The sequence below is a fragment of the Marinobacter sp. genome (genome assembly GCF_048266785.1).
GTDB lineage: Bacteria > Pseudomonadota > Gammaproteobacteria > Pseudomonadales > Oleiphilaceae > Marinobacter.
Window position 1 is genome coordinate 643,037 of record NZ_JBLWYX010000001.1, and the last position, 25,204, is coordinate 668,240.

At 56.0% G+C, this 25,204-nt stretch carries 15 protein-coding genes; 9 read left to right on the forward strand and 6 right to left on the reverse strand.

The features are described from left to right. The first annotated feature begins 188 nt into the window (after positions 1-188). From recC to recD, 3 genes are read left to right on the forward strand one after another with little or no spacing between them, the layout of a single operon-like run. The gene (recC, locus tag ACN0V1_RS03030; RefSeq protein WP_417543557.1) at positions 189-3,779 is read left to right on the forward strand and encodes an exodeoxyribonuclease V subunit gamma; all 3,591 of its coding nucleotides are present in this window, start codon (positions 189-191) and stop codon (positions 3,777-3,779) included. Next, positions 3,776-7,501: an exodeoxyribonuclease V subunit beta gene (recB, locus tag ACN0V1_RS03035; RefSeq protein WP_417543558.1), complete on the forward strand. Its 3,726-nt coding sequence runs from the start codon at positions 3,776-3,778 to the stop codon at positions 7,499-7,501. Before recC ends, recB begins: the two co-directional genes overlap by 4 nt. Then, positions 7,498-9,804, forward strand: a complete 2,307-nt coding sequence (gene recD, locus ACN0V1_RS03040; protein WP_417543559.1) for an exodeoxyribonuclease V subunit alpha — start codon at positions 7,498-7,500, stop codon at positions 9,802-9,804. Before recB ends, recD begins: the two co-directional genes overlap by 4 nt. A gap of 55 nt (positions 9,805-9,859) precedes the next feature. Here the strand turns inward: recD and ACN0V1_RS03045 are convergent, their stop codons facing one another. Then, positions 9,860-11,665, reverse strand: coding sequence for an ABCB family ABC transporter ATP-binding protein/permease (locus ACN0V1_RS03045; RefSeq protein WP_417543560.1), 1,806 nt, complete (start codon positions 11,663-11,665; stop codon positions 9,860-9,862). Between the two features lie 277 nt (positions 11,666-11,942). Between ACN0V1_RS03045 and ACN0V1_RS03050 the strand changes: the two genes are divergently transcribed. From ACN0V1_RS03050 to ACN0V1_RS03060, 3 genes are all read left to right on the forward strand, one after another. Beyond that, positions 11,943-13,676 (forward strand): ABC transporter transmembrane domain-containing protein, encoded by a 1,734-nt coding sequence (locus ACN0V1_RS03050; protein ID WP_417543648.1) that lies wholly within the window; start codon positions 11,943-11,945, stop codon positions 13,674-13,676. Between the two features lie 90 nt (positions 13,677-13,766). Then, positions 13,767-15,044: a 4-aminobutyrate--2-oxoglutarate transaminase gene (gene gabT, locus ACN0V1_RS03055; RefSeq protein ID WP_417543561.1), complete on the forward strand. Its 1,278-nt coding sequence runs from the start codon at positions 13,767-13,769 to the stop codon at positions 15,042-15,044. Between the two features lie 99 nt (positions 15,045-15,143). Continuing rightward, entirely contained in the window at positions 15,144-15,905 is a 762-nt protein-coding gene (locus ACN0V1_RS03060; RefSeq protein WP_417543562.1) for a VC0807 family protein, read from the forward strand. A gap of 95 nt (positions 15,906-16,000) precedes the next feature. Here ACN0V1_RS03060 and gyrB read toward each other — a convergent pair whose 3' ends face one another. The 5 genes from gyrB to dnaA all read right to left on the reverse strand — a co-directional run bounded on the left by gyrB (position 16,001) and on the right by dnaA (position 23,673). Next, on the reverse strand, positions 16,001-18,415 hold the full coding sequence (gene gyrB, locus ACN0V1_RS03065; RefSeq protein WP_417543563.1) for a DNA topoisomerase (ATP-hydrolyzing) subunit B: 2,415 nt from the start codon (positions 18,413-18,415) through the stop codon (positions 16,001-16,003). A 79-nt stretch (positions 18,416-18,494) separates the two neighbouring features. Then, complete coding sequence (gene recF / locus ACN0V1_RS03070; RefSeq protein WP_417543564.1) at positions 18,495-19,628, reverse strand: DNA replication/repair protein RecF; 1,134 nt, start codon at positions 19,626-19,628, stop codon at positions 18,495-18,497. 122 nt (positions 19,629-19,750) lie between these two features. After that, positions 19,751-21,022: an ABC1 kinase family protein gene (locus tag ACN0V1_RS03075; protein WP_417543565.1), complete on the reverse strand. Its 1,272-nt coding sequence runs from the start codon at positions 21,020-21,022 to the stop codon at positions 19,751-19,753. 9 nt (positions 21,023-21,031) lie between these two features. Beyond that, the gene (gene dnaN / locus ACN0V1_RS03080; protein ID WP_417543566.1) at positions 21,032-22,135 is read right to left on the reverse strand and encodes a DNA polymerase III subunit beta; all 1,104 of its coding nucleotides are present in this window, start codon (positions 22,133-22,135) and stop codon (positions 21,032-21,034) included. A 71-nt stretch (positions 22,136-22,206) separates the two neighbouring features. Beyond that, a complete protein-coding gene (dnaA, locus tag ACN0V1_RS03085; RefSeq protein ID WP_291947976.1) occupies positions 22,207-23,673 on the reverse strand; it encodes a chromosomal replication initiator protein DnaA in 1,467 nt (488 codons plus the stop codon). A gap of 677 nt (positions 23,674-24,350) precedes the next feature. Between dnaA and rpmH the strand changes: the two genes are divergently transcribed. The 3 genes from rpmH to yidD are packed head-to-tail and all read left to right on the forward strand — an operon-like array spanning position 24,351 to position 25,201. Further along, positions 24,351-24,485, forward strand: coding sequence for a 50S ribosomal protein L34 (gene rpmH / locus ACN0V1_RS03090; RefSeq protein ID WP_008172542.1), 135 nt, complete (start codon positions 24,351-24,353; stop codon positions 24,483-24,485). A gap of 15 nt (positions 24,486-24,500) precedes the next feature. Next, positions 24,501-24,908, forward strand: coding sequence for a ribonuclease P protein component (gene rnpA / locus ACN0V1_RS03095; RefSeq protein ID WP_417543567.1), 408 nt, complete (start codon positions 24,501-24,503; stop codon positions 24,906-24,908). Further along, a complete protein-coding gene (gene yidD, locus ACN0V1_RS03100) occupies positions 24,908-25,201 on the forward strand; it encodes a membrane protein insertion efficiency factor YidD (RefSeq protein ID WP_417543568.1) in 294 nt (97 codons plus the stop codon). Before rnpA ends, yidD begins: the two co-directional genes overlap by 1 nt. Positions 25,202-25,204 lie beyond the last annotated feature (3 nt).

The window sequence follows — 25,204 nt, forward strand, 5'->3', positions numbered from 1 at the left end:
CAATCGCTCTTTATACGTCGGGCTTACCAGAACGACACAAACTGTCGCCACCTTCCGTCATACTCTCGAGTGTCTCCGGTCTGATTCTGTCACCAGTTGCGGTACTCTTTACTATCAATACGATGACCTGGTTACTATTGATACGATCACCTGATTAGCGTTGAAACGATAATCCGATAAGGAACACTATGCCCGAACACTCCGCCATCACGCCCGGCTTTCACGCCGTTCACGCCAATCATCTGGAAGACTTGCGCCGGGCTGTGGTGTTTATCTGCCAGCAGAACCCGCTGCCGCCGCTACAGAGCGAGACCTTTCTGGTACAAAGCAACGGTATTGCCCAGTGGCTGAAGCTGGCGCTGGCGGAGAAACGCTCGGAAGATGGCAGTGAAGGCGGGCTGGGCATCGCCGCCGGTATGGATTTTCTGTTTCCGGCACGGTTTATCTGGCAGGCCTACCGCGCCGTGTTGCCGGATGGAGAGGTGCCGGAGCAATCCCCGTTCGATAAGCGCCGGCTGGTGTGGCGACTGTACCGCCTGCTGCCAGAGCTGGTTCATAGCGACGACGTATTCAACCCGCTGGCACGATTTCTGGAAGGCAGCGACCCGGATTTGCGGGCATTCCAGCTGGCTGAGAAAGTGGCGGATCTGTTTGACCAGTATCAGGTGTTCCGCGCCGACTGGCTCGCCGCATGGGAGCAGGGCCGGGATGTGGTGATCACCGCCCGCAACGAAGAAAAGCCGGTTGACGAAGACACCCACTGGCAACCGATGCTCTGGCGCAAACTGGTGGAAGACACAGGCGCTGAAGCTCACACCAGCCGCTCGCAGATTCATACCCGGTTTATGGACGAAGGCCAGCGCATCACCACGCCAGCTCACCCAAGCCGCTTACCCCGGCGCATTGTGGTGTTCGGGGTGTCGTCGCTGCCACGCCAGGCGTTGGAAGCTCTTTACGTGCTTAGCCGTTTCAGCCAGGTGGTGCTCTGCGTTCACAACCCTTCGCAGTTTTACTGGGCCGATATTGTCAGCGACCGCGAACTGCTGAAAGCCGAGCGCAAACGCGGTGCCAGCCATCCCACGCTGTCGCAAATTGACGATGCCGACCAGTTGCACCAGCACGCCAACCCGCTGCTGGCAGCTTGGGGCAAGCAGGGCCGGGACTACATTCGCCTGCTGGATGAATTCGACAACCCCGATGAATACCGCGCCAGCTTCCAGACCCCGGATCAGAAGATCGACATTTTCTCCGAGCATGGCACAGGGCAGGCCCCGTGCCTGCTGCACGAGCTGCAGAACGACATTTACAACCTGACGCCGTTGCAGGAAATCCGCGATGAACAGCGCCAGCTTGATCTGAGCCGGGATCATTCCTTGGCCTTCCACGACGCCCACAGCCCGCAACGGGAAGTGGAGATTCTGCACGATCAACTGCTGGCCGCCTTCAACGCAGATACCTCACTGCGGCCTCGGGACGTGATGGTGATGGTGCCGGATATCAACGTCTACGCACCGCATATTCAGGCGGTGTTTGGTCGCTACCCGCCAGGACGCAAACGCCACATTCCGTTCACCATTTCCGACCAGGGCCAACGCCACCACGAGCCGGTACTGATTGCCCTGGAGACGCTCATGTCTCTGCCCCGCAGCCGTTTCGGGGTGAGTGAGATCATCAGCCTGCTGGAAGTGCCCGGGATCCGCGACCGTTTCGAGATTGCCGAAGAAGAAATTCCCCTGGCCCGGCGCTGGGTAGCGGGCGCCAACATCCGCTGGGGCCTGCACGGCGCCCACCGCGAAAGCCTGGAGCTGCCGGCTGATCTGGATCGCAACACCTGGCAGGCTGGCCTACGCTCCATGTTGCTGGGTTACGGCATGGGCGACGACGAGCCTTGGGCGGGTGTTCAACCCTACGGCGAAATTGGAGGGCTGCAAGCCAGCCTGGCAGGCCGTCTTGGCGAGTTCGTGTATCGCCTGGAAACCCTGTGGCAGGAGCTGCAGGCAAGCCGCACACCGCAACAATGGGAAGAGCTCTTCTCAGCCATGCTGGAGCAGTTTTTCCACAAGGTAGAGGGGCATGACCTGTTGCTACTTAATCGCTTTCGCCGGCAACTGGAGCAGTGGCTGGAGGACACACTGGCCGCCGGGCTGGATCAACAATCGCTGCCATTAAATATTGTGAAAGACGTATTACTGGAAGGCCTCGACGAAGGCGGTTTGAACCAACGCTTCCTGGCCGGCAAGGTAAACTTCGCCACCTTGATGCCCATGCGTGCCATTCCCTTCCGCAAGGTGTGCTTGCTGGGTATGAACGACGGCGACTACCCACGCTCACGACCGCCGGTGGATTTTGACCTGATGGCGCAGGATTACCGCCCGGGCGACCGTTCGCGCAGGGAAGACGACCGTTACCTGTTTCTCGAAGCCATGCTGTCGGCTCGCGAACAGCTGTACATCAGCTGGGTAGGGCGCAGCATTCGCGACGACTCGCCGCGACCACCGTCGGTACTGGTGGGCCAGTTGCAGGATCACCTCGACAGCTTGTGGCAACTGCCCGGGCAGCCAGACGCTGCCGTAACCGGTGCCCTCACCACCCGCCACCCTTTGCAGCCGTTCAGCCGCGACTATTTCCCCAAGGCCAATGGCCAGAGTGAAGGTGATCAGCCAAAGCCACTCTCCGAGGTGCTTGCAGCCCGCAGCCTGTTCACCTACGAACACGAATGGCGCGGTGCCCATGGCAACGAATCGGTTGAACAATCTCCGCAAACAGCCTTACCGTATCAGCAGCCCGAGGAACCCATCACCCTCAACGATCTGGCCGGCTTCCTGAAAAAACCCGTGGACACCTTTTATCAACGCCGCTTGCAGGTGCGCTTCGAGGATGTGGAAGACGACGACACGGATAACGAAAACTTTGACCTGAACGGACTCGACCGTTGGCGTCTGGACACCGAGCTGATTGAGCAGAGCCTGCTGAAAGCCAGTAATGAAGAAGACCTGCACGAACGCCTGGAAAGCACTCTGGATCGCATGGCGCGGCGCGGCGACCTTGGTATGGGTATAACCGAACACAGGCTGCGCAGTGACCTCTCCGGCCGCCTGCCGGATCTGTTCCAACGGTATCAGAGCGCTCTGGCCGAATGGCCCGAGGCGATCAGCGAACCGCTGCCATTTGAATACCGTCTGACCAACAGCACCGGATCCGTGGAGGTGCTGGACCTGATTGATCACCTGCGCCGCAACCACGAAGGCAAAATCTGCCGGCTGGTTATCGCCGGTTCCAGCCTGCTCACCGGCAGCGGTAACAGCAAAAAGCTCCGCTACGCCAACCTGATGCGGGACTGGGTGATTCACCTGGCCGGACAACTGACGGCGCAACCTTTTGAAACCCTGATTCTGGGCAAGGAGGAAGGCCGCAAAGTCCGCTTTGCACCTCTGCCCAAAGAAACCGCCGCCAAACACCTCGACGCCTTGCTGGCGCGCTGGATAGAGGCCAGCACCCGCGCTTTGCCGCTGCACTGTGAGGCCGGTTTTGCCTGGATTTACAGCTTCTACCAGAGCAAAAAATTCCTCGGTGATCACGAGCGCGCCACCAGCGATGCCCAGCAGGCTTACACCACCGCCCTGGAGCGCGACGCAGGCTATCTGCGAGGCGCCTTCGAACGCGCCGAAAAGCTGCTCGAAAGCGGTGAGTTTGAGGCCTTGCTACACGCGCTTTACGTGCCTTTGTGGGAAGCCGAACAGGATAAATCCGCCGCCGGTGAGATTGAGGGCAAGCTATGACGACTACCACAGCGGCTACGAACCCGAATCTTGATCCGCTTGCGCTGCCCCTGAACGGTAGCAGCCTGATTGAGGCCAGCGCCGGTACCGGCAAAACCTTCACCATCGCAATCCTGTACGTGCGTTTGGTATTGGGCCACGGACAACCCGAGGGCAGTGCTCTGGCTGCCGGCATGCCACCACCAAATCTGCTGGTGGTCACCTTCACCGACGCCGCCACCAAGGAGCTGCGGGATCGTATCCGCACCCGGCTCACTCAGGCCGCCGAGGTGTTTTCCAGTAACGCGGAAATTATCCAGCCCACGCCGGAAACCGCTCTGATTCATCAGCTTCGGGATGCCAGCTATCCGGATCCGGCGACTTGGCCGGACTGCCGCAAAAAGTTGCTGCTGGCCGCTGAATGGATGGACGAGGCCGCTGTGTCCACTATCCATGCCTGGTGTAACCGTATGCTCACCGAGCACGCGTTCGACAGCGGCAGCCTGTTTCGCCTGTCACTGGAAACCGATCAGAGCGAGCTGCTCGATGAAGTAGCGCGCGACTACTGGCGCACCTTTATCTATCCGCTGTCGCCAGTACTGATGGACGAGGTGCTGAGCCACTGGAAAACCCCGGACAACCTCCGTGCCTCTGTGCACAATCTGCTTGGCGATGCCGATTCTTTCGAAGTTGCCACCGACGATGTAAAGCAGGCCATCGAAGCCACTCTGCAAAAGCGCATGGAGCAGGCTCAGGCCCTGAAAGCTGACCCTTGGGCAAACTGGAAGCCTGAAGTCACCGACATGCTGATTGCACTCAACAAGAGCAAACGCCTGCACGGTGGCAGCATGAAACCGATGATTGCCGCCTGGGACACGCTGCTGGAGTGGGCCGCTTCCGATGAGCTCTACCCGGAGGGACTCGACAAGGCCGGCTTCCAGAACCAGACACCGAACATACTAACGACAAAACTCAAGGGTGATGGCGATGTGCCCCACCATCCCGCTTTTGACGCTATCGAAGAGCTGATTGAGTTCAGCCAGAGCTTGCCGAGCGCCGAGTCCGACATTCTCAAGCACGCCACCCGCTGGATTGCGGCGCGACTGGAATCGGAAAAACAGAAGCGCTCGGAAATGGGCTTTGACGACCTGCTCACGCGGCTGGACGACGCCCTGCATGGTCCTCGCGGCGATCAACTGGCGGCGACCATTCGCCGGCAGTTTCCTGTGGCGCTGATCGACGAATTCCAGGACACAGATCCGGTGCAATACCGCATCTTCAACCGCATTTACCGGGTTGCGGAGAATCATCCGGACACTTGCCTGCTGATGATCGGCGATCCGAAACAGGCTATTTACGGCTTCCGCGGTGCCGACATCTACACCTATCTGGACGCCCGCACCGGCACCCGCACCTGGACCCTGGGCCGCAACTTCCGTTCGTCCAAGCCTATGGTGAAAGCGGTCAACCGGGTGTTCGAGTATGGCGATCAGAACAGCCCGGAAGGTGCCTTTCTGTTCGGCAAGGGCGATACCTCACCTCTGCCATTTCAGGGGGTGGAGGCCAACGGCACCAAACGCCTGTGGTCAGCTAATGGCGACATACAGCCCAGCCTGACGCTGTGGTCACTGGAAAGCGATCAGGAAGACAGAAACGGCAATCGCAAGAGCCTGGCCAAGGGTGCCGCCACAACGGAGGTTGCAGAAACCTGCGCCAGCGAAATCGCCCGCCTGCTGACCCTTGGCCAGCAGGGCTTGGCCGGTTTTGCCCTGACGGACAATCCGGCTGACCTGGAGCCGGTTGCACCCAAAGACATCGCCATTCTGGTTAATAACCGCAACGAAGCGGCTGCGGTGCGCGATGCCCTGGGCCAAAGGCGCATCAAAAGCGTGTACCTGTCCGACCGGGATTCGGTACTCACCTCGCAGGAGGCAAAGGAAGTGCTGTGCTGGCTTAAAGCCTTTGCCGAACCCCGACAGCTGGCCTACGCCCGCGCGGCGCTCGCCACGCCTACGCTGGGTCTATCCTGGTGCTATCTTGATCAGTTGCTGACCGACGAGATGGCGCTGGAGCGTGAAATCGAACGCTTTATGGGCTATCAGCAACAGTGGCAAAGCCAGGGCGTGCTGCCCATGCTGCGCAGTTTCCTGATGGACTTTGACATGCCCGGCCGGCTGCTGCAGCGCGCCGACGGCGAGCGCCGGCTGACCGATATTCTTCACATTGCCGAACTGCTGCAGCAGGACAGCCTGCAATTGGATGGCGAACACGCATTGGTGCATCACTACACCCAGATTCTGCGCGCGGCAGACGAAGAAGACGAACACCGCACCCTGCGCCTGGAAAGCGATGCCGGCCTGGTGAAAGTGATTACCGTGCATAAATCCAAAGGTCTGGAATACCCTCTGGTGTTCCTGCCCTTTGGCACCGCGTTCCGCGCCCAAAGCGAAAAACAGTCGTTCGTGCGTTATCACGATGACCACTCAAAGCTGATCACCGTATTTGATCCAACGCCGGAAGACGTTGCCCGCGCCGATCGGGAACGGCTGGGCGAGGACATCCGCAAACTCTACGTGGCCCTGACCCGCGCCCGCTTCGCCACCTGGGTGGGCGTTGCCGACATTGAAAACTGGCACCTCAGCGGCCTGGGTTATCTACTCGGTGGTGAACCTGCAGCGGCGCAGCCGCTGAGTGTCGCGCTGAACCATCTGGTTAATGGCCAGACAGAGCTGTGTGCCGAGCCGCTGCCGGCGGCTACCAGTCTACGTTACGCGGAAGAGACACCGGCAGCGCTCGGGCCAGCGCTGATCTCAACCCGCGAAGCGCGAGAAGACTGGTGGATTGCCAGCTATTCCGCCCTGGAGTACAGCGGCCTATCTGGTACCGGCATCGTGTTCGCCGGCGAAGTGGAAGACGCCGAAACCCAGAACCTGTTGGAAGAGGGCGCCCACAACCCAGAGGCGGACGACTTGATCATCCCGCTCAGCCACAGCCTGCATCATTTTCCCAAAGGCGCAGGCCCGGGAACCTTTCTGCACGATTTGCTGGAATGGTGCGTGCAGCAGGGCCTGCAACACATTGTAAATAACCCCTCACAACTGCGCGAACAGCTCACCCGCCGCTGCAGCACCCGGGGCTGGAGTGACTGGGTTGATACTCTGGAACAGTGGATACTGGCGCTGATCCGCCAGCCACTGCCGTTGAGCCGCAGCAGCGGCGAAAGCACGAGCCTGGCGAGCCTTGGCACACTGCGTCCGGAGCTGGAGTTCTGGTTTGAAAGCCGCAACGTCAGCACCCGGGCCATGGACAGACTGGTTACCGAGCACACTCTCAACGGCGCTGACCGACCGCGGGTGGATGACGGGCACTTCAACGGCATGCTGAAAGGCTTCATCGATCTGGTGTTTGAACACAACGGGCAATATTACGTGCTGGACTACAAATCCAATTATCTCGGCGACAACGACAGCGCCTACACGGATCAGGCCATGGGCGAGGCGATTCTGGAGAAGCGCTACGACCTGCAGTACATCCTCTATCTGCTGGCCCTGCACCGCTTGCTGAAAGCGCGTCTGCCGGAGTATGACTACGACCAGCACATAGGCGGCGCCGTGTATCTGTTTTTACGCGGCGTGAATGCGCCCGGGGCAGGGGCGTTTACCGACAAACCACCCAGAGCACTGATCGAACAACTGGATGCCATGTTTGACGGCAAGACAGCACCCGGGGAGGTGGCGGCATGAGCAAAACGCGGAATACCGATAACCAGTTTGCCTTTGATCTGGACGAGGCCGTTGATGTGGTTAAAACTGCTTCCGTTACTCCCGGCCAGGACAGCAGCCTTGCGTTGAACCAGACAGCAGCCCTTCTGGAGTTGCTTGATAACTGGCAGCACGCCGGCTGGATTCGACCATTAGACGTGCGCTTTGCACGGCTGATTCAGGATCTGTCGAAAGAGCAGGGTGAAGCCCCGCAACCGCTGGTTTTGCTACTCGCTGCACTGACTTCTCACCAGGTGGGCCGGGGCCACGTGTGCGTGGATCTGGCCACCCTGCTGGCCGATGCGGACAACACTCTGTCGCTGCCACCGGAGGAGCCGAACGCATCCCACTCCGCTCATAACAGGGACAATTCGCCAGGCTCATCGGCAGAGCCAGCAAACACTGACGGCAGCCTCAACGGCCCCGGAGAAGTCCTGGCTCGCGTATCCACTCAGCAATGCCTGGCCGCTCTGGACAACGCTTTAGCGGTAAGTAATGGTTCACATACTACGCCGCTGGTGTTGAGTGGTAGTCGGCTCTACCTGCGCCGCTTCTGGCGCTATGAGCAGCAAATCGCTGCCGGCATTCTGCAGCGTCTGGCGCAGCCGTCGTCCACCCTGGCCGACCCATCTTCACCCGCTGCCACAACACTGAGCAAAGCTCTGGAAGTACTGTTTAAACCCCAGGATTCTGTGGGCTCGCCTGTGGACTATCAAAAGCTCGCCTGCGCCCTGGCGGCCCGCAACCGTTTCGCCGTCATTACCGGTGGCCCCGGCACCGGCAAGACCACCACTGTGGTGAATTTACTGGCCGCCCTGCAGTCCGTCGCGGGCGAATCCACCGAACGGGACGGGCGCAAATATCGCATCCGCCTGGCGGCCCCCACCGGCAAAGCTGCTGCGCGACTGAACGAATCCATTGGCGGTGCCGTCAGCCGCCTGCCACTGGCCCAGTTGCCGGGACAGGTGACTCTGGCAGACATTCCCACCAAAGTAACCACCCTGCACCGGCTGCTGGGCAGCCGTCCGGACACCCGTAAATTCCGCCATAACCGCGACAACCCGCTGCTGGTGGATATTCTGGTGATCGACGAAGCGTCCATGGTGGATCTCGACTTGATGGCGTCGGTATTTGACGCCCTGCCCGCCAACGCCCAACTGATTCTGTTGGGTGACAAGGACCAGTTGGCCTCGGTAGACGCCGGCGCAGTGTTAGGCGAACTGTGTCAGCGTGCGCCAGAGGGGCATTATCAGCCAGCCACGGTGCAATGGCTGAAAACCATAACCGGCGCCGACATCCCGACAAGCCTGCAGAGCGCCGACGGTCAGCCCCTGGATCAGGCGGTGGCCATGTTGCGCAAGAGTTACCGCTTTGCCGAAGGCAGTGGCATTCGGCAACTGGCTGAAGCGGTCAACACCAACACCTTGAGCGACAGCACCCTTCAACAGGCCCGCAGCGCCGGGTTTGAGGATGTGGTGTGGCTGAATGGCCGCACCAGCAAACCACCGCTGGAAGACACTCAGGCGCTGATCTGCGGCCACTCGGTCAGTGGCAGTCCTCAGGCATTCAACAATAACGGGGAAGGACGAATCGATGGCAATAGCCAGCCCCTGCCGCCACCGGTAGGCTATCGCCACTACTTATCGCTGATGCAGGATCACAATCTGGACAGCAACAGCACAACGGAACAGTGGGACGCGCTGGCAAGATCGGTATTGCAGGCCTTCAGTGATTTTCAGGTGCTCTGCGCGCTGCGTCGCGGGCCCTGGGGCGTAGAAGGGCTGAACGAGCTGATTGCCCACCACTTGCTCAAGCAAAGTCTGATTCCCCGGGCCGAGGGCTGGTACGCCGGGCGCCCGGTGCTGATCACCGGCAACGATTACAACCTGGGCCTGATGAACGGCGATGTCGGCATTACCTTCAGCCTGCCCTGGGCTGCTGACGCACAAGCCAGCGACGAGCAACCGCAGCCAGTGTTGCGCGTCGCATTTCCCACCAGCGATGGCAGCGGCGACATCCGCTGGATTTCACCCAGCCGGCTGCAGCAGCTGGAAACCGTATACGCCATGACGGTGCATAAATCCCAGGGCTCGGAGTTCAATCACACCTGCCTGGTGCTGCCAGATCGCCTCAGCCCGGTGCTCACGCGTGAGCTGGTGTACACCGGCATCACCCGTGCAAAAAACTGGTTCAGCCTGATCACCGGCGACGCCAGCGTGTTCAGCGACAGTGTGGGCCAGAGGGTGGTGCGCGCCTCCGGGCTGGCTTCTGTGCTTGGGGAGTAATTAAAGAGTTGCGGGTATTTTGGCTTTCTGAACTAACGGATAACTCTAACTTCTTTTAAATACCTGTTTCTTCTTCAGCGCTGTGCTGTTGCTGCAGCCACAATCTGGCGTAGTAGCCATTTTGTGCCAGCAACTCACTGTGGCCGCCGCTTTCCACGATCTGGCCGTGATCCATTACAAGAATCGTATCAGCATCGCGCACGGTGGACAGGCGGTGGGCAATAACAAGGGTGGTACGCTGGCGACTGACTTCGTTCAGGGCATCCAGAATCGCCTGCTCGGAGATGGAATCCAGCGACGACGTGGCCTCATCCAGGATCAACAACGGCGGGTTTTTCAGCAGCACGCGGGCAATGGCAACGCGCTGTTTTTCACCGCCAGAGAGTTTCAGGCCACGTTCGCCTACTTTGGTGTCGTAACCTTCTGGCAGGCTGCTGATGAAGTCGTCCAGGCGCGCCTGTTTCGCGGCGTGATGGACCTCGGCTTCGGTGGCCTCCGGGCGGCCGTAGGCCAGATTACGATACAGGGTGTCGTTGAATAGCACTGTGTCTTGCGGCACTACGCCGATGGCCGCACGCAGGCTGTCCTGGCTGACCTCGCGAATGTCCTGACCATCAATGGTGATGCGGCCTTTATCCACGTCAAAAAAGCGGAACAACAGGCGGGCGAGGGTGGATTTACCTGCTCCGCTGGCGCCCACAACCGCCAGTGTATGTCCCGCAGGTATCGAGAAGTCCACATCCCGCAGAATCGGTCGATCTGCACGGTAGGCGAAATGCACCTGGTGAATGCCAACCTCGCCTTTATTCACAGCCAGCGCAGGAGCACCGGGAGCGTCTTCAATCGCAGGCGTTTCACCAAGCAAACCAAACAGGCGCTCCACGTTCACCAGCGCCTGACGGATTTCCCGGTAAACAAATCCCAGAGCATTCAGAGGAATAAACAGTTGAAGCAGGTAGGCGTTGATCATGGTGAAGTCACCCAGGGTAATGGCGCCACTGGCCACTTCCCTTACGGCCATCACCATCATGGTTATCATGGCCAAACCTATGATGAACGCCTGGCCGGTATTGAGCGCAGCCAGAGACAGCCGGTTTTTCAGGCGTGCCTGTTCCCAACCCTCAAGATTTTCATCATAAAGGTCGGCTTCAAATTTTTCATTATTAAAGTACTTCACGGTTTCGTAGTTGAGCAGGCTATCAATGGCGCGGGAGTTGGACTGGTTGTCCCGGGCGTTGGCCTCACGTACGAACTTGGTTCGCCACTCGGTAACCACAATGGAAAACACGATATACACCACTACAGCTATCAGAATTGCCAACACGTAGCTGGCGTTAAACGCTACCAGTAAAATGCCCGCCACCATCAGAATTTCCAGCAGGGTCGGAACAATGTTGAACAGGGTAAAGCGCAGCAGGAAGCTGATACCGGTGGTTCCTCGCTCGATGTCCCGAGCCAGCCCTCCGGTTTTGCGATCGAGATGGAACGCCAGTTCGCGGTCATGCAGATGGCGGAACACTCTTAGTGATACCCGCCGCATGGCGCGCTCGGCGACCCGCGCAAACACCGCGTCCCGCAGTTCACCAAACAGCGTACTGCCAAACCGCAATGCACCATAGGCGACCACCAGAACCACAGGAATCCACAGCAACAGCTCGCCTTCACGGCCCTGATCGAGGTAGTCGACAATGTATTTCAGGGCCACAGGGGTTGCCACGGTCGCCAGCTTTGCCAATATCAGGAAGGCGACAGACAACGCAACCCGCCCACGGAACTCGGCAAGATAAGGCCAGAGCCCGGCGATCACCTTCCAGTCAGGTTTGTGGTTTTGCGGGTAATCACTGTCGGCGTAGGCTCGCACGGGGGATCCTTTTTTATGGCGTAGTTATTTATCAGGAAATACGGTTTTAGCGAGCATGTGGGCAGACACCTCCCGCCAGGACACGCTGTAAATACGTCCATGTACGCTCGGCAAAAGCCATCCCTGGCTTTTGACGGTCCTGGCAGGAGGTGTCTGCCCACATGCTCTTGTCTGGCTGTATGATAAGTCCTTACTTCAAGCGTAACCGTATAGCTGGCTAAGTTTACAGTAGACAGCTCTCAGGAGGCACACCATCAACACTCGTCACCGGCAGGCCCTGAAACTCGTTATAGGGTTTATACGCCCTTATCGCAAAGCTGTTGCGGGAGCGCTGGTCGCGCTGATTATCACTGCAGGGATTACACTCGGATTGGGGCAGGGTCTTCGGGTTCTGGTTGATCAGGGCCTGGCTACGGAATCTCCCGGCAACCTGGCCCGCGCCATGGGCCTGTTTTTCATTTTGGTGCTGGGGTTGGCGCTCGGGTCCTTCGCGCGGTTCTATCTTGTGTCCTGGATCGGCGAAAGGGTGGTGGCGGATATCCGTAAACAGGTGTTCAACCATCTGATTGATCTGCACCCGGGATTTTTCGAGGAGAACCGGGCGCTGGAAATACAGTCGCGCTTCACCGCCGATACCACTGTGTTGCAGTCGGTGATCGGCTCAACGGTCTCCATTGCCTTGCGCAACGCGCTCATGCTCGTGGGCGGGCTGCTGTTGCTGTTTATTACCAACGCCAAGCTCGCCGGAATCATTCTGCTGGGCTTTCCCCTGGTGATCGTTCCCATCCTGTTTTTCGGCCGGCGAGTAAGACAGCTTTCACGGCTCAGCCAGGACAGAGTGGCCGATGTGGGCAGCTACGTGGGAGAAAACCTCACCCAGATCAAAACCGTGCAGGCTTTTAACCATCAAACCCACGACCGGCGCTTTTTTGCGGACGTGTCGGAGCGAGCCTTCGACATTGCCCGCGCCCGCATCAAACAGCGCGCCTGGCTGACCACCATAGCAATTTCCCTGGTGATGGGGGCTGTCGGTGTTGTGATCTGGATTGGCGGCCTCGATGTTATTCACGGCCGCATTACCCCGGGTGAACTGGCAGCTTTCGTGTTTTACAGCCTGCTGGTAGGCGTTGCCGCAGGCGCCATCAGCGAAGTGATCGGGGAACTGCAAAGAGCAGCCGGCTCCGCCGCACGGCTTTTTGAATTGCTGCAGACGGAACCTGCGTTTGAACGGTCTGCAGGACTGGCAAAGGGATTTCCAGAGCCCATTATCGGCGATATTGCCATCGAAGGCCTGAACTTCAGCTACCCCGGTCGTCGCGAACATCCGGCACTGGCCAATATCTGCCTGCATGTCCGTGCCGGGGAAACCCTGGCCTTGGTTGGCCCCTCGGGGGCCGGAAAATCTACGCTGTTTGATTTGCTGCTGCATTTCTATCAGCCCGACAGCGGTTCCATTCACATCGACGGCACAGATAGCGCTACGGTTTCTCTGGAGGCGCTGCGTAACTGTTTTTCACTGGTGCCCCAGAACCCCGCTTTGTTCCATGGCACCGTGGCAGACAACATCCGCTACGCGCGCCCTGACGCCAGCCAGGCCGAGGTTGAAAATGCAGCCCGCATCGCTCACGCCGATGAATTTATCGAAGAACTGCCGAACGGTTATCTCACGCGTCTGGGGGATGCGGGGCTGGGGCTCTCGGGCGGCCAGAAGCAACGCCTAGCCATTGCCCGAGCTCTGCTTGCCGACGCACCCATTCTGCTGCTGGATGAAGCCACCAGCGCACTGGATGCGGAAAGTGAAAGCCTGATCCAACAAGCCATGCCGGCACTCACATCCGGCAGAACCACACTGGTGATCGCCCACAGGCTTGCCACGGTTCGGGATGCTGATCGCATCGCCGTTCTGGATCAGGGCCGGCTGTTAGCCGTTGGCACCCATGAAGAGTTAATACAGCAAAACGAGCTTTACCGGCGTCTGGCTGCGCTACAGTTCCGGGAGCAACCGGCATAAATATGAACATTGTCAATTTGTGTCATGCCTCGCTACTCCCTACACTGTTAAACGAGATTGATAAATCAGAGACACAGGGAGAATGGCAAAGTGAGCAATAAAGAATTGCAGGCACTTAAAGAACGCTATGTTGCGGCAGGCGCGGCAAGCCCCAATGAACAATTTGCCGACCACGCGACAAACGCAGAACTGTGGGACGCAGACGGCAAGCGCATGATCGACTTTGCCGGCGGTATCGGCGTACTCAACATTGGCCACCGACATCCGAAAGTGGTTGAGGCAGTAAAAGCCCAGCTTGATAAATTGATGCATACCTGCCAGACGGTGATGTCCTATGAGGGCTATGTGCGCCTGGCACAGAAGCTCAGCGAAGCTTCACCGGTGAAAGGTCACGCCAAAGTCATGCTGGCGAACTCCGGTGCAGAAGCACTGGAAAACGCCGTCAAAATTGCCCGTGCTGCTACCGGCCGCACGAACATCATCTGCTTCGACGGTGGTTATCACGGCCGTACGTTCATGACCATGGCTATGAACGGCAAGGCTGCGCCCTACCAGACGGATTTTGGCCCTATGCCGGGAACCGTTTTCCGAGCGCCTTACCCCGTGCCATACCACGGTGTTAGCGAAGATGAAGCCCTGCGTGGGCTGATGATGACCATGAAGGCAGATTCACCCGCAAACCAGACTGCCGCTATTGTTATTGAGCCGGTGCTGGGTGAGGGTGGTTTTTATCCGGCACCTGCGAGTTTCCTCAAGAAACTCCGCGAGATATGTGATGAAAACGGCATTCTGCTGATTGTTGACGAAGTCCAGAGCGGCTTTGGCCGTACCGGCAAGATGTTTGCCATCGAGCACAGCGGTGTTGAGCCGGACATGATAACCATGGCCAAGAGTATGGCCGACGGCATGCCCATCTCGGCGATCGTTGGAACAGACAAGCACATGGATGCCTCTGGCCCGAATTCGCTGGGTGGCACCTATACCGGTAGCCCGACCGCTTGCGCGGCCGCCCTGGCTGTATTTGATGTGTTCAGGGACGAGGATATTCTGGGTCAAAGCCAGCGTCTCGGCAAGAAACTGGAAGTTTGCTTCACCAAGTGGCAAGAGCAGTTCACCCATGTGGATAACGTCCGCTGTCTCGGCTCCATGGCGGCGTTTGAGCTGGTCGAAAACAAAGAAAACCGTAAACCCATGCCGGAACTCGCTGCAGCCATCACGAAAAAAGCCAAAGAAAAGGGCCTGATTCTTCTGAGCTGTGGCATGTACGGCAATACTTTGCGCTTCCTGATGCCAGTCACCATCGAGGATAATATCCTTGAAGAAGGTCTGGCGATTCTTGAGGAAAGCATGAAAGAAGCGGGCGCCTGATCCTTCACCTGCTCGTATAAAAGCCGAACCTCAGGGTTCGGTTTTTTTATGGCGTTCGTCGTATACTGCCTTCAGTTGTTTCACCAACCAGGCAGAATTATGACCTCACCGAACACCGCCACATCCGCACCCGACCATAAACCCAGGCCTTGGGTTGATCTGCTGGTCAGCATTATCATTCCCTCCGTTATTCTGATGAAATTCAGCGGCGAACAGCATCTTGGCAGCGTTAACGCCCTGATTCTCGGGCTTGCGTTCCCCTTGGGTTGGGGGCTTTTCGAGCTGGTCCGCTACCACAAGAAGAATTTTATCGCGTTGCTGGGTCTGGTGAGTGTCGGGCTGACGGGTGGCATTGGTTTGCTGGAATTGGATGCCGGTTGGCTAGCCGTAAAAGAAGCCGCTATTCCCGCAATTATCGGCCTGGCCGTGCTTGTGTCCACCCGCACAAAATACCCCTTGGTGCGTACGCTGCTTTATAACCCGAACGTGCTTGATGTGAAAAAGATCCACGGGGCATTGGAGGAAAAGAATTGTGTAGAGCAGTTTGAGGCGCGCTTGTTGAAGGCCAGCTACTTTTTCGCTGGCACCTTTCTGTTCTCATCCATCATGAACTACGTTCTCGCCCGCTGGATTGTGGTCAGCCCCTCTGGCACTCAGGCCTTTAACGAAGAGCTTGGCAGAATGACCCTGGTGAGTTACCCGATGATCGCCATCCCTTCCATGGTAATGATGATGCTTATCTTCTACTACCTGTGGAGAACCATACGCCGCCTGACAGGTTATACCCTGGAAGAGGTGATGTCGCCACACTTGGCGGAGAAGGAGAAGGCCCGGTCTTCAGGCTCCGATTCTGGCAAATAACGCAATATTTCAATAATTTACCGGGGTTTTCCGAGTATAAAAAAACGGCCAGAGTGGTGATGCTCTGGCCGTTTTTTGTTACTGCTCAAAAGTTATCAGATATCCAGGTTGTGCACTTCCAACGCATGGGTCTGGATAAAGTTACGACGCGGCTCTACGTCGTCACCCATCAGAGTCGTAAAGATCTGGTCTGCCGCAATGGCGTCATCGATCTTCACTTTCATCATTCGACGCGTTTCAGGATCCATGGTTGTTTCCCACAGCTGGTCCGGGTTCATCTCACCCAAACCTTTGTAACGCTGAATATTCAGACCTCGCTGGGCCTCCTTCATCAACCACGCCAGCGCTCCTTCAAACGACAGTATCGCTTGTTGACGCTCACCTCGCTGAATGTAGGCACCTTCTTCGACCAGCCCGTTAAGGGTTTCACCAAGCCGCGCTATGGCACCATAGGACGGTGAATCAAAGAAATCATGACTAAACACGTACTCATGGGGAATACCGTGGACGTAGATGGTGACCTTAGGCAGATAAAGGCCACGCTCGGAATCCTTCGTAACGGAGAAGGTGTACTTTGTTCCGGTGCGGGTATCCACATCCAGGCCGTCGCCCAAACGACTTGCCCAGGCAGCAACGGTTTGCTCATCCTTCAGGTGCTCGGGCTTCAGAGTATCGTTGTGTAGCATCTGCTCCAGCACTTTTGCCGGGTACGCACGGGACAGGCGTACGATCATTGCCATCACGGCCTGATAGTCCTTTACCATGGTCTCCAGTGCGGAGTCCTTGATAGCGGGTGCTTCCGGATTCACATACAGCTGAGCGCCTTCCAGCGAAGTCTGAGTAAGGTAGGCTTCTTTTGCCTTCTCATCCTTCAGGTACTGCTCCTGCTTGCCACGCTTGACCTTGTAGAGCGGCGGCATTGCAATGAATACATGGCCACGCTCAATGATTTCGCGCATCTGACGGAACAGGAAGGTCAACAGCAGGGTACGAATGTGGGAACCGTCCACGTCGGCGTCCGTCATGATAATGATGGAATGATACCGAAGCTTGTCCGCGTTGAACTCTTCCCGGCCGATACCACAACCCAGAGCGGTGATCAGAGTGCCAACTTCCGCGGAGGACAGCATCTTGTCGAAGCGTGCCTTCTCTACGTTCAGGATCTTACCCTTCAAAGGCAGAATAGCCTGGGTTTTGCGGTCTCGGCCCTGTTTGGCACTGCCGCCGGCCGAGTCACCCTCCACTATGAACAGTTCGGAAAGGGCGGGGTCTTTCTCCTGGCAATCAGCCAGCTTGCCTGGCAAGCCGGCAATATCCAGAGCACCTTTGCGTCGGGTCATATCCCGGGCTTTACGAGCAGCTTCGCGAGCCCGGGCAGCTTCAATCATTTTATTAACAATTAGCCGGGCTTCGTTGGGCTGTTCCTGCAGATACTCGGCGAAGCTCTGATAGAGCTCCTGCTCAACCGCTGTTTTCACTTCCGAAGACACCAGTTTGTCTTTGGTCTGTGAAGAAAACTTGGGGTCGGGCACTTTAACGCTGATGATCGCCGTCAAGCCTTCGCGGGCATCGTCACCGGACGTGCTTACCTTGGATTTCTTACCCAGGCCTTCCAGTTCAATGTAGTTATTCAATGAGCGGGTAAGAGCAGCACGGAAGCCTGCCAGGTGCGTGCCCCCATCGCGCTGGGGAATGTTGTTGGTGAAGCAATAGATATTTTCCTGGAAGGCATCGTTCCACTGCATGGAAACTTCCACCACGATGCCGTCTTCGCGCTCCCGGGTGAAGTGGAAAACCCGGTTGATGGGCGTTTTGTTAGCGTTAAGATGCTCAACAAACGCCCGCAAGCCGCCGTCGTACTGAAAAATTTCTTCTTTACCACTGCGCTCGTCTGTCAGGCGAATACGCACACCGCTGTTCAGAAACGCCAATTCTCTTATGCGCTTGGCAAGGATGTCGTAATGAAATTCGATGTGGGTAAAGGTTTCTGGCGAAGGGATAAAATGAACCCGGGTGCCGGAGGCTTCGGTGTCGCCTACCGGAGCCAAAGGCGCATTAGGCACACCGTGCGTATAAACCTGCTCATACACTTTGCCATCCCGGCGGATGGTCAGAGTCAGTGTTGATGACAACGCATTTACAACCGATACGCCTACACCGTGGAGACCGCCGGAAACCTTATAGGAGTTATCATCAAATTTACCCCCGGCATGGAGCACCGTCATTATAACCTCGGCGGCAGATATACCCTCTCCCTCGTGGATATCTACAGGAATGCCACGGCCGTTATCCTGAACGCTCACGGATTCGTCAGGATGAATGATAATTCCGATTTCGGAGCAGTGACCTGCCAGAGCTTCATCGATGGAGTTATCCACCAGTTCGAACACCATGTGATGCAGGCCAGTACCGTCATCCGTATCGCCAATGTACATCCCTGGTCGTTTTCTTACCGCATCCAGCCCTTTCAGGACTTTGATACTGGTGGAATTGTAGCTCGATTCACTCATTAGAAACTCCTGAAGCCGTAAGGGCCGGCGCCCTCCCTAAAGCCGCTAATCCGCGGGTTAAGGATTTGGTATGCCGGTTTCATTCTTCCTTCAATTTGCCATGTTCCACGTGGAACATTCGGTAATCAGGTACCTGGTTACCCTGCCACAATGTCTCCGGATCGGGATGTTCAATGGAGGTAATAAACACCTGACAACGCAATTCCTGTAATTTCCGAGCCAGCATTGTTCTGTGGCTCTCATCCAGTTCGGCGTTGATATCATCAACCAAAAAGCTGACCTGCTTTCCGAGATTATTCAACACTATGCTCTGGGCAATCTTCATCAGAATAACGAGGGTTTTTTGTTGGCCGCGAGAAAAGGTTTCCGCCACCGGTCGTCCCTGAAATCTGATCCGGATGTCTGCCCGGTTCGGCCCATAGAGCGTGTGCCCCATGCGAGCTTCCTGCTCCCTGTGCCGAACAAGTACCTCTACCAGCGACTGACTGGTATCCCACCCGGGATAAAACTCAAGCTTTAGCCCCTTTGTCCAATTCATACCAACTTCCTGAACCAGACTGTCGAACGCGCTTTTGAATTGATCAAAGGCGATTCTCCGGGCTCCACTTATTCTTTCGCTCAGCGCCGCATACTGCGTATCCCAGATGCGCAACATGGATTCGTCCAGTCTACCATTTCTCAGCGTTTGATTCCGCTGTGATGTGACTCTCTGACACTGTTGCCAGCTTGATGCGAAAGAAGGTTCCACGTGGAACACTGCCCAATCGAGAAATTGCCGACGTTTACCTGGCCCTCCGGCGACAATATCAAATACGCCAGGATCAATGACCGAAACCGGCAAATGCTTGGCAAGAGAAGACAGGCTCCTCACACCTTCACCGTCTACCCGAAGCGTGGTTTCCTTCTGCGCGACGTCCCGGGAAATACCTAACCGGTGAGCGAGTGTTCCTGCGGACTGCGCATTGCGCTCTTTATCAAAGCCATGATCGAGGCCACCAAATACAGTGAATCGTTGTTGCCCGTGCTGAACAACAGCTTGATGACGATTGATCCGGAAAGATCGCCCAAGGCCAAGGTAACCAATGGCCTCAAGCACACTTGTTTTACCGCTCCCGTTGGCACCATAAAGAAAATTGAACGACGATGAGAAGGACGCAGGTTCATCTGGTGACAGGTTGCGAAAAAACTCGGTATGAAGTTTTACCAGCGCCATAGAAGGGACAGCTCGTCGCGGCAGCAAGAAGAGTGGAGGATTATCCACGAAAAAAGCAGCATCTCGCTGCTTCGTGAAATGCTGCCTTAGTGTACAAAACCATACCGCTGAAGGCGACCGCCTCAGTGAAGCATATTCAGGCGCTCATCCATGAACACGTCCATTTCCGGAGCCAGGATATGTACGTAGCGGTCAAAATACAGGAATTGCTTCAGTAACAAAGCAAACTCCCGCGGGAAGTGCAGGCCATGGCTTTCACCCACCTTCACCATGTCCATCAGAATGCTGTTCACATCGTCTTCCGCCTGATCGGCCTGATACGGCTCATGGTCCGGAACCATCTTATCCATCTGCTGGTAAAGCTTACGCAAGTCCGCTGCCAAATCTTCTGCCTTGACAGTATGGTTGGTAATGCCAATGCGGATCATCGCCTTAGCCATGCCGTCAAAGTTGCCCACCATCACCGATGAAATAAAATCGCTGACAGCCTGCCAGGTATCCGGGCGAATTCGCCCAACAATACCAAAATCAATAAAGCCCACTCGGCCGTCTTTTAAAACCATCAGGTTACCGGCGTGCACATCAGCATGAAAAAATTCGCACTGGGTAAGGCTGGCAAACCAGGTGTTCATTGCGGTAATCAGCGTCCGCTCCGGATCTTTGGCGTAACCCCGGATACTTTCCAGATCGGTTAAAGGCACACCGTAAAACCGTTCCATGGTCAGTATCCGTCGGGTGCTGCAATGCTCGTAAACCGAAGGCACCGTCGCATCTTCGTTGTGCGTGTTGTGAAGGAAATTACGGAACACCTTGAGGTTATTCGCTTCCTTGATGAAATCACATTCTTCCATCATGGTGCGCTGGATTTCTTCCACGATACCGGACAGCGACGTCCAGGAAAGCTTTGGCGCCAGGGTTTCGAGAATTCGTGCCGAGAGGTACAGGAAGTTCAGATCCGTCAGCAAAATATTTTCAACGCCAGGCTTTTGCACCTTGATTACGACATCTTCACCGGTAACCAGCCGCGCGGCGTGCACCTGTGCAATAGAAGCGGAAGCCAGGGCAACCGGATCTATCTCGGCGAACACCTCGTCGATCGGCCGATCCAGCTCCTCACTGATAATCCGTTTGATTACGCCAAACGGGAGGTTGGGAGTCCGATCCAGACAGTACTGAAACTCTTCAACGTACTCTTTCGGGAAGAAGGTCGGGGAGCTGGCGATGAATTGTCCCAGCTTGATGTAGGTTGCGCCCAGGGATTCAAACGTCTGGCGCAGCAAACGTGGAGCAGGGGGCCGATCACCCCCGACCCACTTGGCACCCGTCCGGCCCAAAACAGAAAGTGTTTGTCCGATTCTGAAAGCGCCTTTGATTCCGTTCGTTACGGTGCCCATCATATTATCCTAGAGCCTCATCGGCATAACCACATAGAGGCAGCGGTTATCAATTTGAGATTCAATCAGTGCGCTGCTGTTTGGATTGGAGAGGGTTATCTTCACCTGATCCTCTTCCAGCGCGTTCATTACATCCACCAGGTAGCCTACATTAAAACCGATCTGCAGGGATTCGCCCTGATAGTCGACCGGGAGTGCATCTTCGGCCTGTTCCTGATCCGGGTTGTTGGCAAATACCTGAAGCTCATTTGTCGCCAGATTCAGGCGAACGCCACGAATGTTTTCGTGGGAAAGAATGCCTGCCCGCTGAAGCGTGTTCTTCAGAGTGGCGCGGTCTGCCAGAACGATCTTGTCACCACCACGGGGAATCACACGGTTGTAGTCCGGGAACTTGCCTTCAATGAGTTTGGAGGTAAACGTGTAGGAGCCAACCGTTGCCCGCAGATGGTTGTCGCCGATAACCAACGTGACCGGTGTTTCCACATCGTCCAGCAAACGTGAAAGTTCCAGAACACCTTTACGGGGCACAATGACCTGGCGTGGTTCGGCGCAACCTGTATCCAGCTCAACGTGCGCCATAGCCAGCCGGTGGCCGTCTGTTGCCACAGTACGGACATGATCCTTGTCCACTTCCAGCAAGAGCCCGTTCAAATAGTAACGGACATCCTGTTGAGCCATCGCAAAGGCGGTGGCGTCGAACATGCGCCGCAACTCTTTCTGCGGCAGTTCAAGGCGGAAGCTCTCGGGCTCATCTTCCACATTCGGGAAGTGCTCTGCTGGCAACGTGGAAAGCGTGAAATGGCTTGCCCCGCATCGCACGTGAAGACGATCGCCTTCAAGAACCAATTCTATCGGGGCTTCATCCCCCAGCGCCCGGCAGATATCAGAAAGCTTTCGAGCCGGAACGGTGATCCGTCCGGGCTGGTCGACGTGAACAGGTGTAACCCGTCCCACCAGCTCAACTTCCATATTTGTCCCAGTCAGGACCAATGTATTGTCTTCGGCCACCAGCAGTACGTTAGACAGCACTGGCATGGTCTGCTTTTTTTCAACAACACCGGCAATGCTTTGCAACGGTGTGAGCAGGGATTCACGGCTGATCGTCAGTTTCATGTCACTCAGCTTTCTGTTGTTGGAAGGATGAATGTTGTGTCGCCTCACAAAGTCTCGCGAAACAACCGGTTTCAGGTGGTCAGCAACCTCATAAAGTTCTGATAGTCTTCGCGAATGCCCGGGTCAGTTTCCTTGAGCTCCACGATCTTCTTGCACGCATGTAAAACCGTTGTATGGTCACGACCCCCAAACGCATCTCCGATTTCAGGGAGGCTGTGATTGGTCAGTTCCTTCGAGAGCGACATAGCCACTTGCCGGGGCCGGGTAACCACACGGGTTCGTCTCTTGGAATGCAGGTCCGCAACCTTGATCTTGTAGTACTCAGCCACTGTGCGCTGAATGTTATCAATGCTCACCTGTTTTTCATGCAAGGCAAGCAGATCTTTCAGGCTTTCCCGGATAAACGGTGGCGTAATTTCAGAGCCAGTGAAGTGAGCATTCGCTATCACCAGGCGAAGCGCCCCTTCTAACTCTCTTACATTAGACCGGATTTTCTGGGCAATAAAAAAAGCCGCTTCGCTACTGAGTTTAACGTTAACCTGGTCGGCTTTCTTCATAAGGATTGCCACCCGCGTTTCCAGCTCAGGCGGCTCAACCATAACGGTCAGACCCCAGCCGAAACGGGATTTGAGACGCTCCTCCATATCCACAATTTCTTTCGGAAACCGGTCACAGGTTACGATCACCTGCTGCCCGCCTTCAAGCAGCGCATTAAAGGTATGAAAGAACTCTTCCTGGGAGCGCTCTTTACGGGCAAAAAACTGGATGTCATCAATCAGCAAGGCATCGACCGACCGGTAATACCGCTTGAATTCATTGATGGCATTCAGTTGCAACGCCTTCACCATATCAGCAACAAACCGCTCAGACCGCAGGTAAGCCACCTTTGCGTTGGGATTGCGTCGCACAATGTCATTTCCGATCGCGTGCATCAGGTGGGTTTTACCCAAACCTACACCCCCATATAAAAACAGAGGGTTGTATGCACCACCGGGGTTTTCCGCTACCTGCATGGAGGCTGCGCGGGCAAGCTGGTTCGACTTGCCCTCTACAAAGGTCTCAAAGGTAAACCCTTCATTGAGAAAGCTCTGGTGTTTGATATCGCCTTCTACCTGAACCGGCCGACGCCCACCGTTTGATCTGTACTCGTTCAGTTGTGCCTGGCGGTTGCCGCCTGAGGTTGCCGCAATACCTCTTTCTTCTTCAGTAACCCTGCCACCCGATTCTTCCTGAACCCGCCTGGCAGAATCCTGCTGAACCAGCTCTGAACGCACCACCGGTTCACTCTCCCGGGGAGCGGATCCGACTTTCATTCCGACTCTCGGAGCCTGGCCACCGTTCAGATCCTTGAGAACTTCTTCTATACGCCGGAGGTACTTTTCGTTCACCCAGTCCATAACAAAACGATTGGGCGCAAACAGCATCAATTGCCCTTCACGATGATCAGACTGAAGGGGCCGCAGCCAGGTATTGAACTGTTGCGCGGGAAACTCGTCCCGGAGTACTTCAAGACATTGATGCCACATACTGTTCGGCACGACAGTCCGCTCCCGATAACCCATAGATTTCTCAAACCGGACAAGGGGCGTCCGATTCCGAAAGATGACCAAGGATTCTAACCCGCCGGCTCCCCCAGTGAAAGAGTAAAGACGTCATCATAAACAGGCTGTGGAAATTAATAACTTTATTAATCATATTATTACAGACTTATATACAACCTTGTGTACAGAAATTTCTTTGCAGTAAACTTACCCACACGCCTGTGTGTACAACCGGTCGCCAGCCCTGTGTACAACCTTGGGAAGTGTCGTGGATAACCGAGCGCATTCCCGAAACCCATACTTATCCACAATCCGTCCTGCGCTTACACACAGAGCCCAGGCGTACTTTTACTCAGCTTTGTTAATACTCCAATATTCTGATTTAAAACATATTAAATGGCTTTTCCACAGAAAAATGCCTGCGTAATAACAGTAATAATAAATCTCTTAAAGAATTTTAAAGAAACCTATAAATACTGTTACCCGACAGACAACCCTGAAATTCCTGTGCTCTTTCGCAACCTCCCGAAGAGCGCTATTCCGCATCGGCACAAGCGCGTACCAATAAACGTTGAACCCGCGACAGAATTTGCATAGAATGCCGCTCCTGTTTTGGTTATTAATTTTTCAGCCAACTCCCGAATGTCCAACACACGAATTGTGAGATAGTCACCATGAAAAGAACGTTTCAACCAAGCGTCCTGAAGCGTAAGCGCGTTCACGGTTTCCGTGCCCGTATGGCAACTGCCAACGGCCGCAAGGTAATTTCCCGTCGTCGTGCCAAAGGCCGTGCACGTCTGTCCGCGTAATCTGTCGTTCGCCTTATGAAGGCTTTGAATTTCCCGAAATCGCATCGTCTTTTACGACCTGCTGATTACGGAAAAGTCTTCAACGACGTACAGTTGAAGGTTCCGCACAGAAATTTTCTGATCCTGGCGACTCCAAATAACCTCGGACATGCCAGGATCGGTCTTGTTTTTGCCAAAAAGAACCTGAAACTTTCAGTACAGCGGAACCGGATAAAGCGCCAGGTGCGGGAGACATTCCGGCATCAGCCTGAGCTACCTGGAATGGATATCATTGTTCTGGGACGCCAAGGGCTAGCAGCTATGGATAATCAAGCCGTTCGCATGTCTTTGAACGGCCTCTGGCATCGGCTAGCGAAAAAGTATCATCAGCTCCCCCCATCTCAACCGGCAGTATCACCATCTGCCGGTGAGGGAACAGGTTAATGCGTAACTTGCTGCTTCTGCCTATCCGCTTCTACCAATACGCCATCAGCCCTCTGATGGCCAGCCACTGCCGCCATTATCCCACCTGCTCACAATACGCTGTGGAAGCCATTACTCATCACGGTGCACTGAAAGGCCTGTATCTTTCTGCAAAACGCTTACTGAGATGCCATCCATGGGCAGAAGGTGGTTATGATCCAGTACCAGGCACCCTGAAATCCGGGCAAGAAGAAGCGATCGATTGCTGTTCGCAGGCTGACCACTCCTCAATAACAACCCAGACCAGACAGTAACTC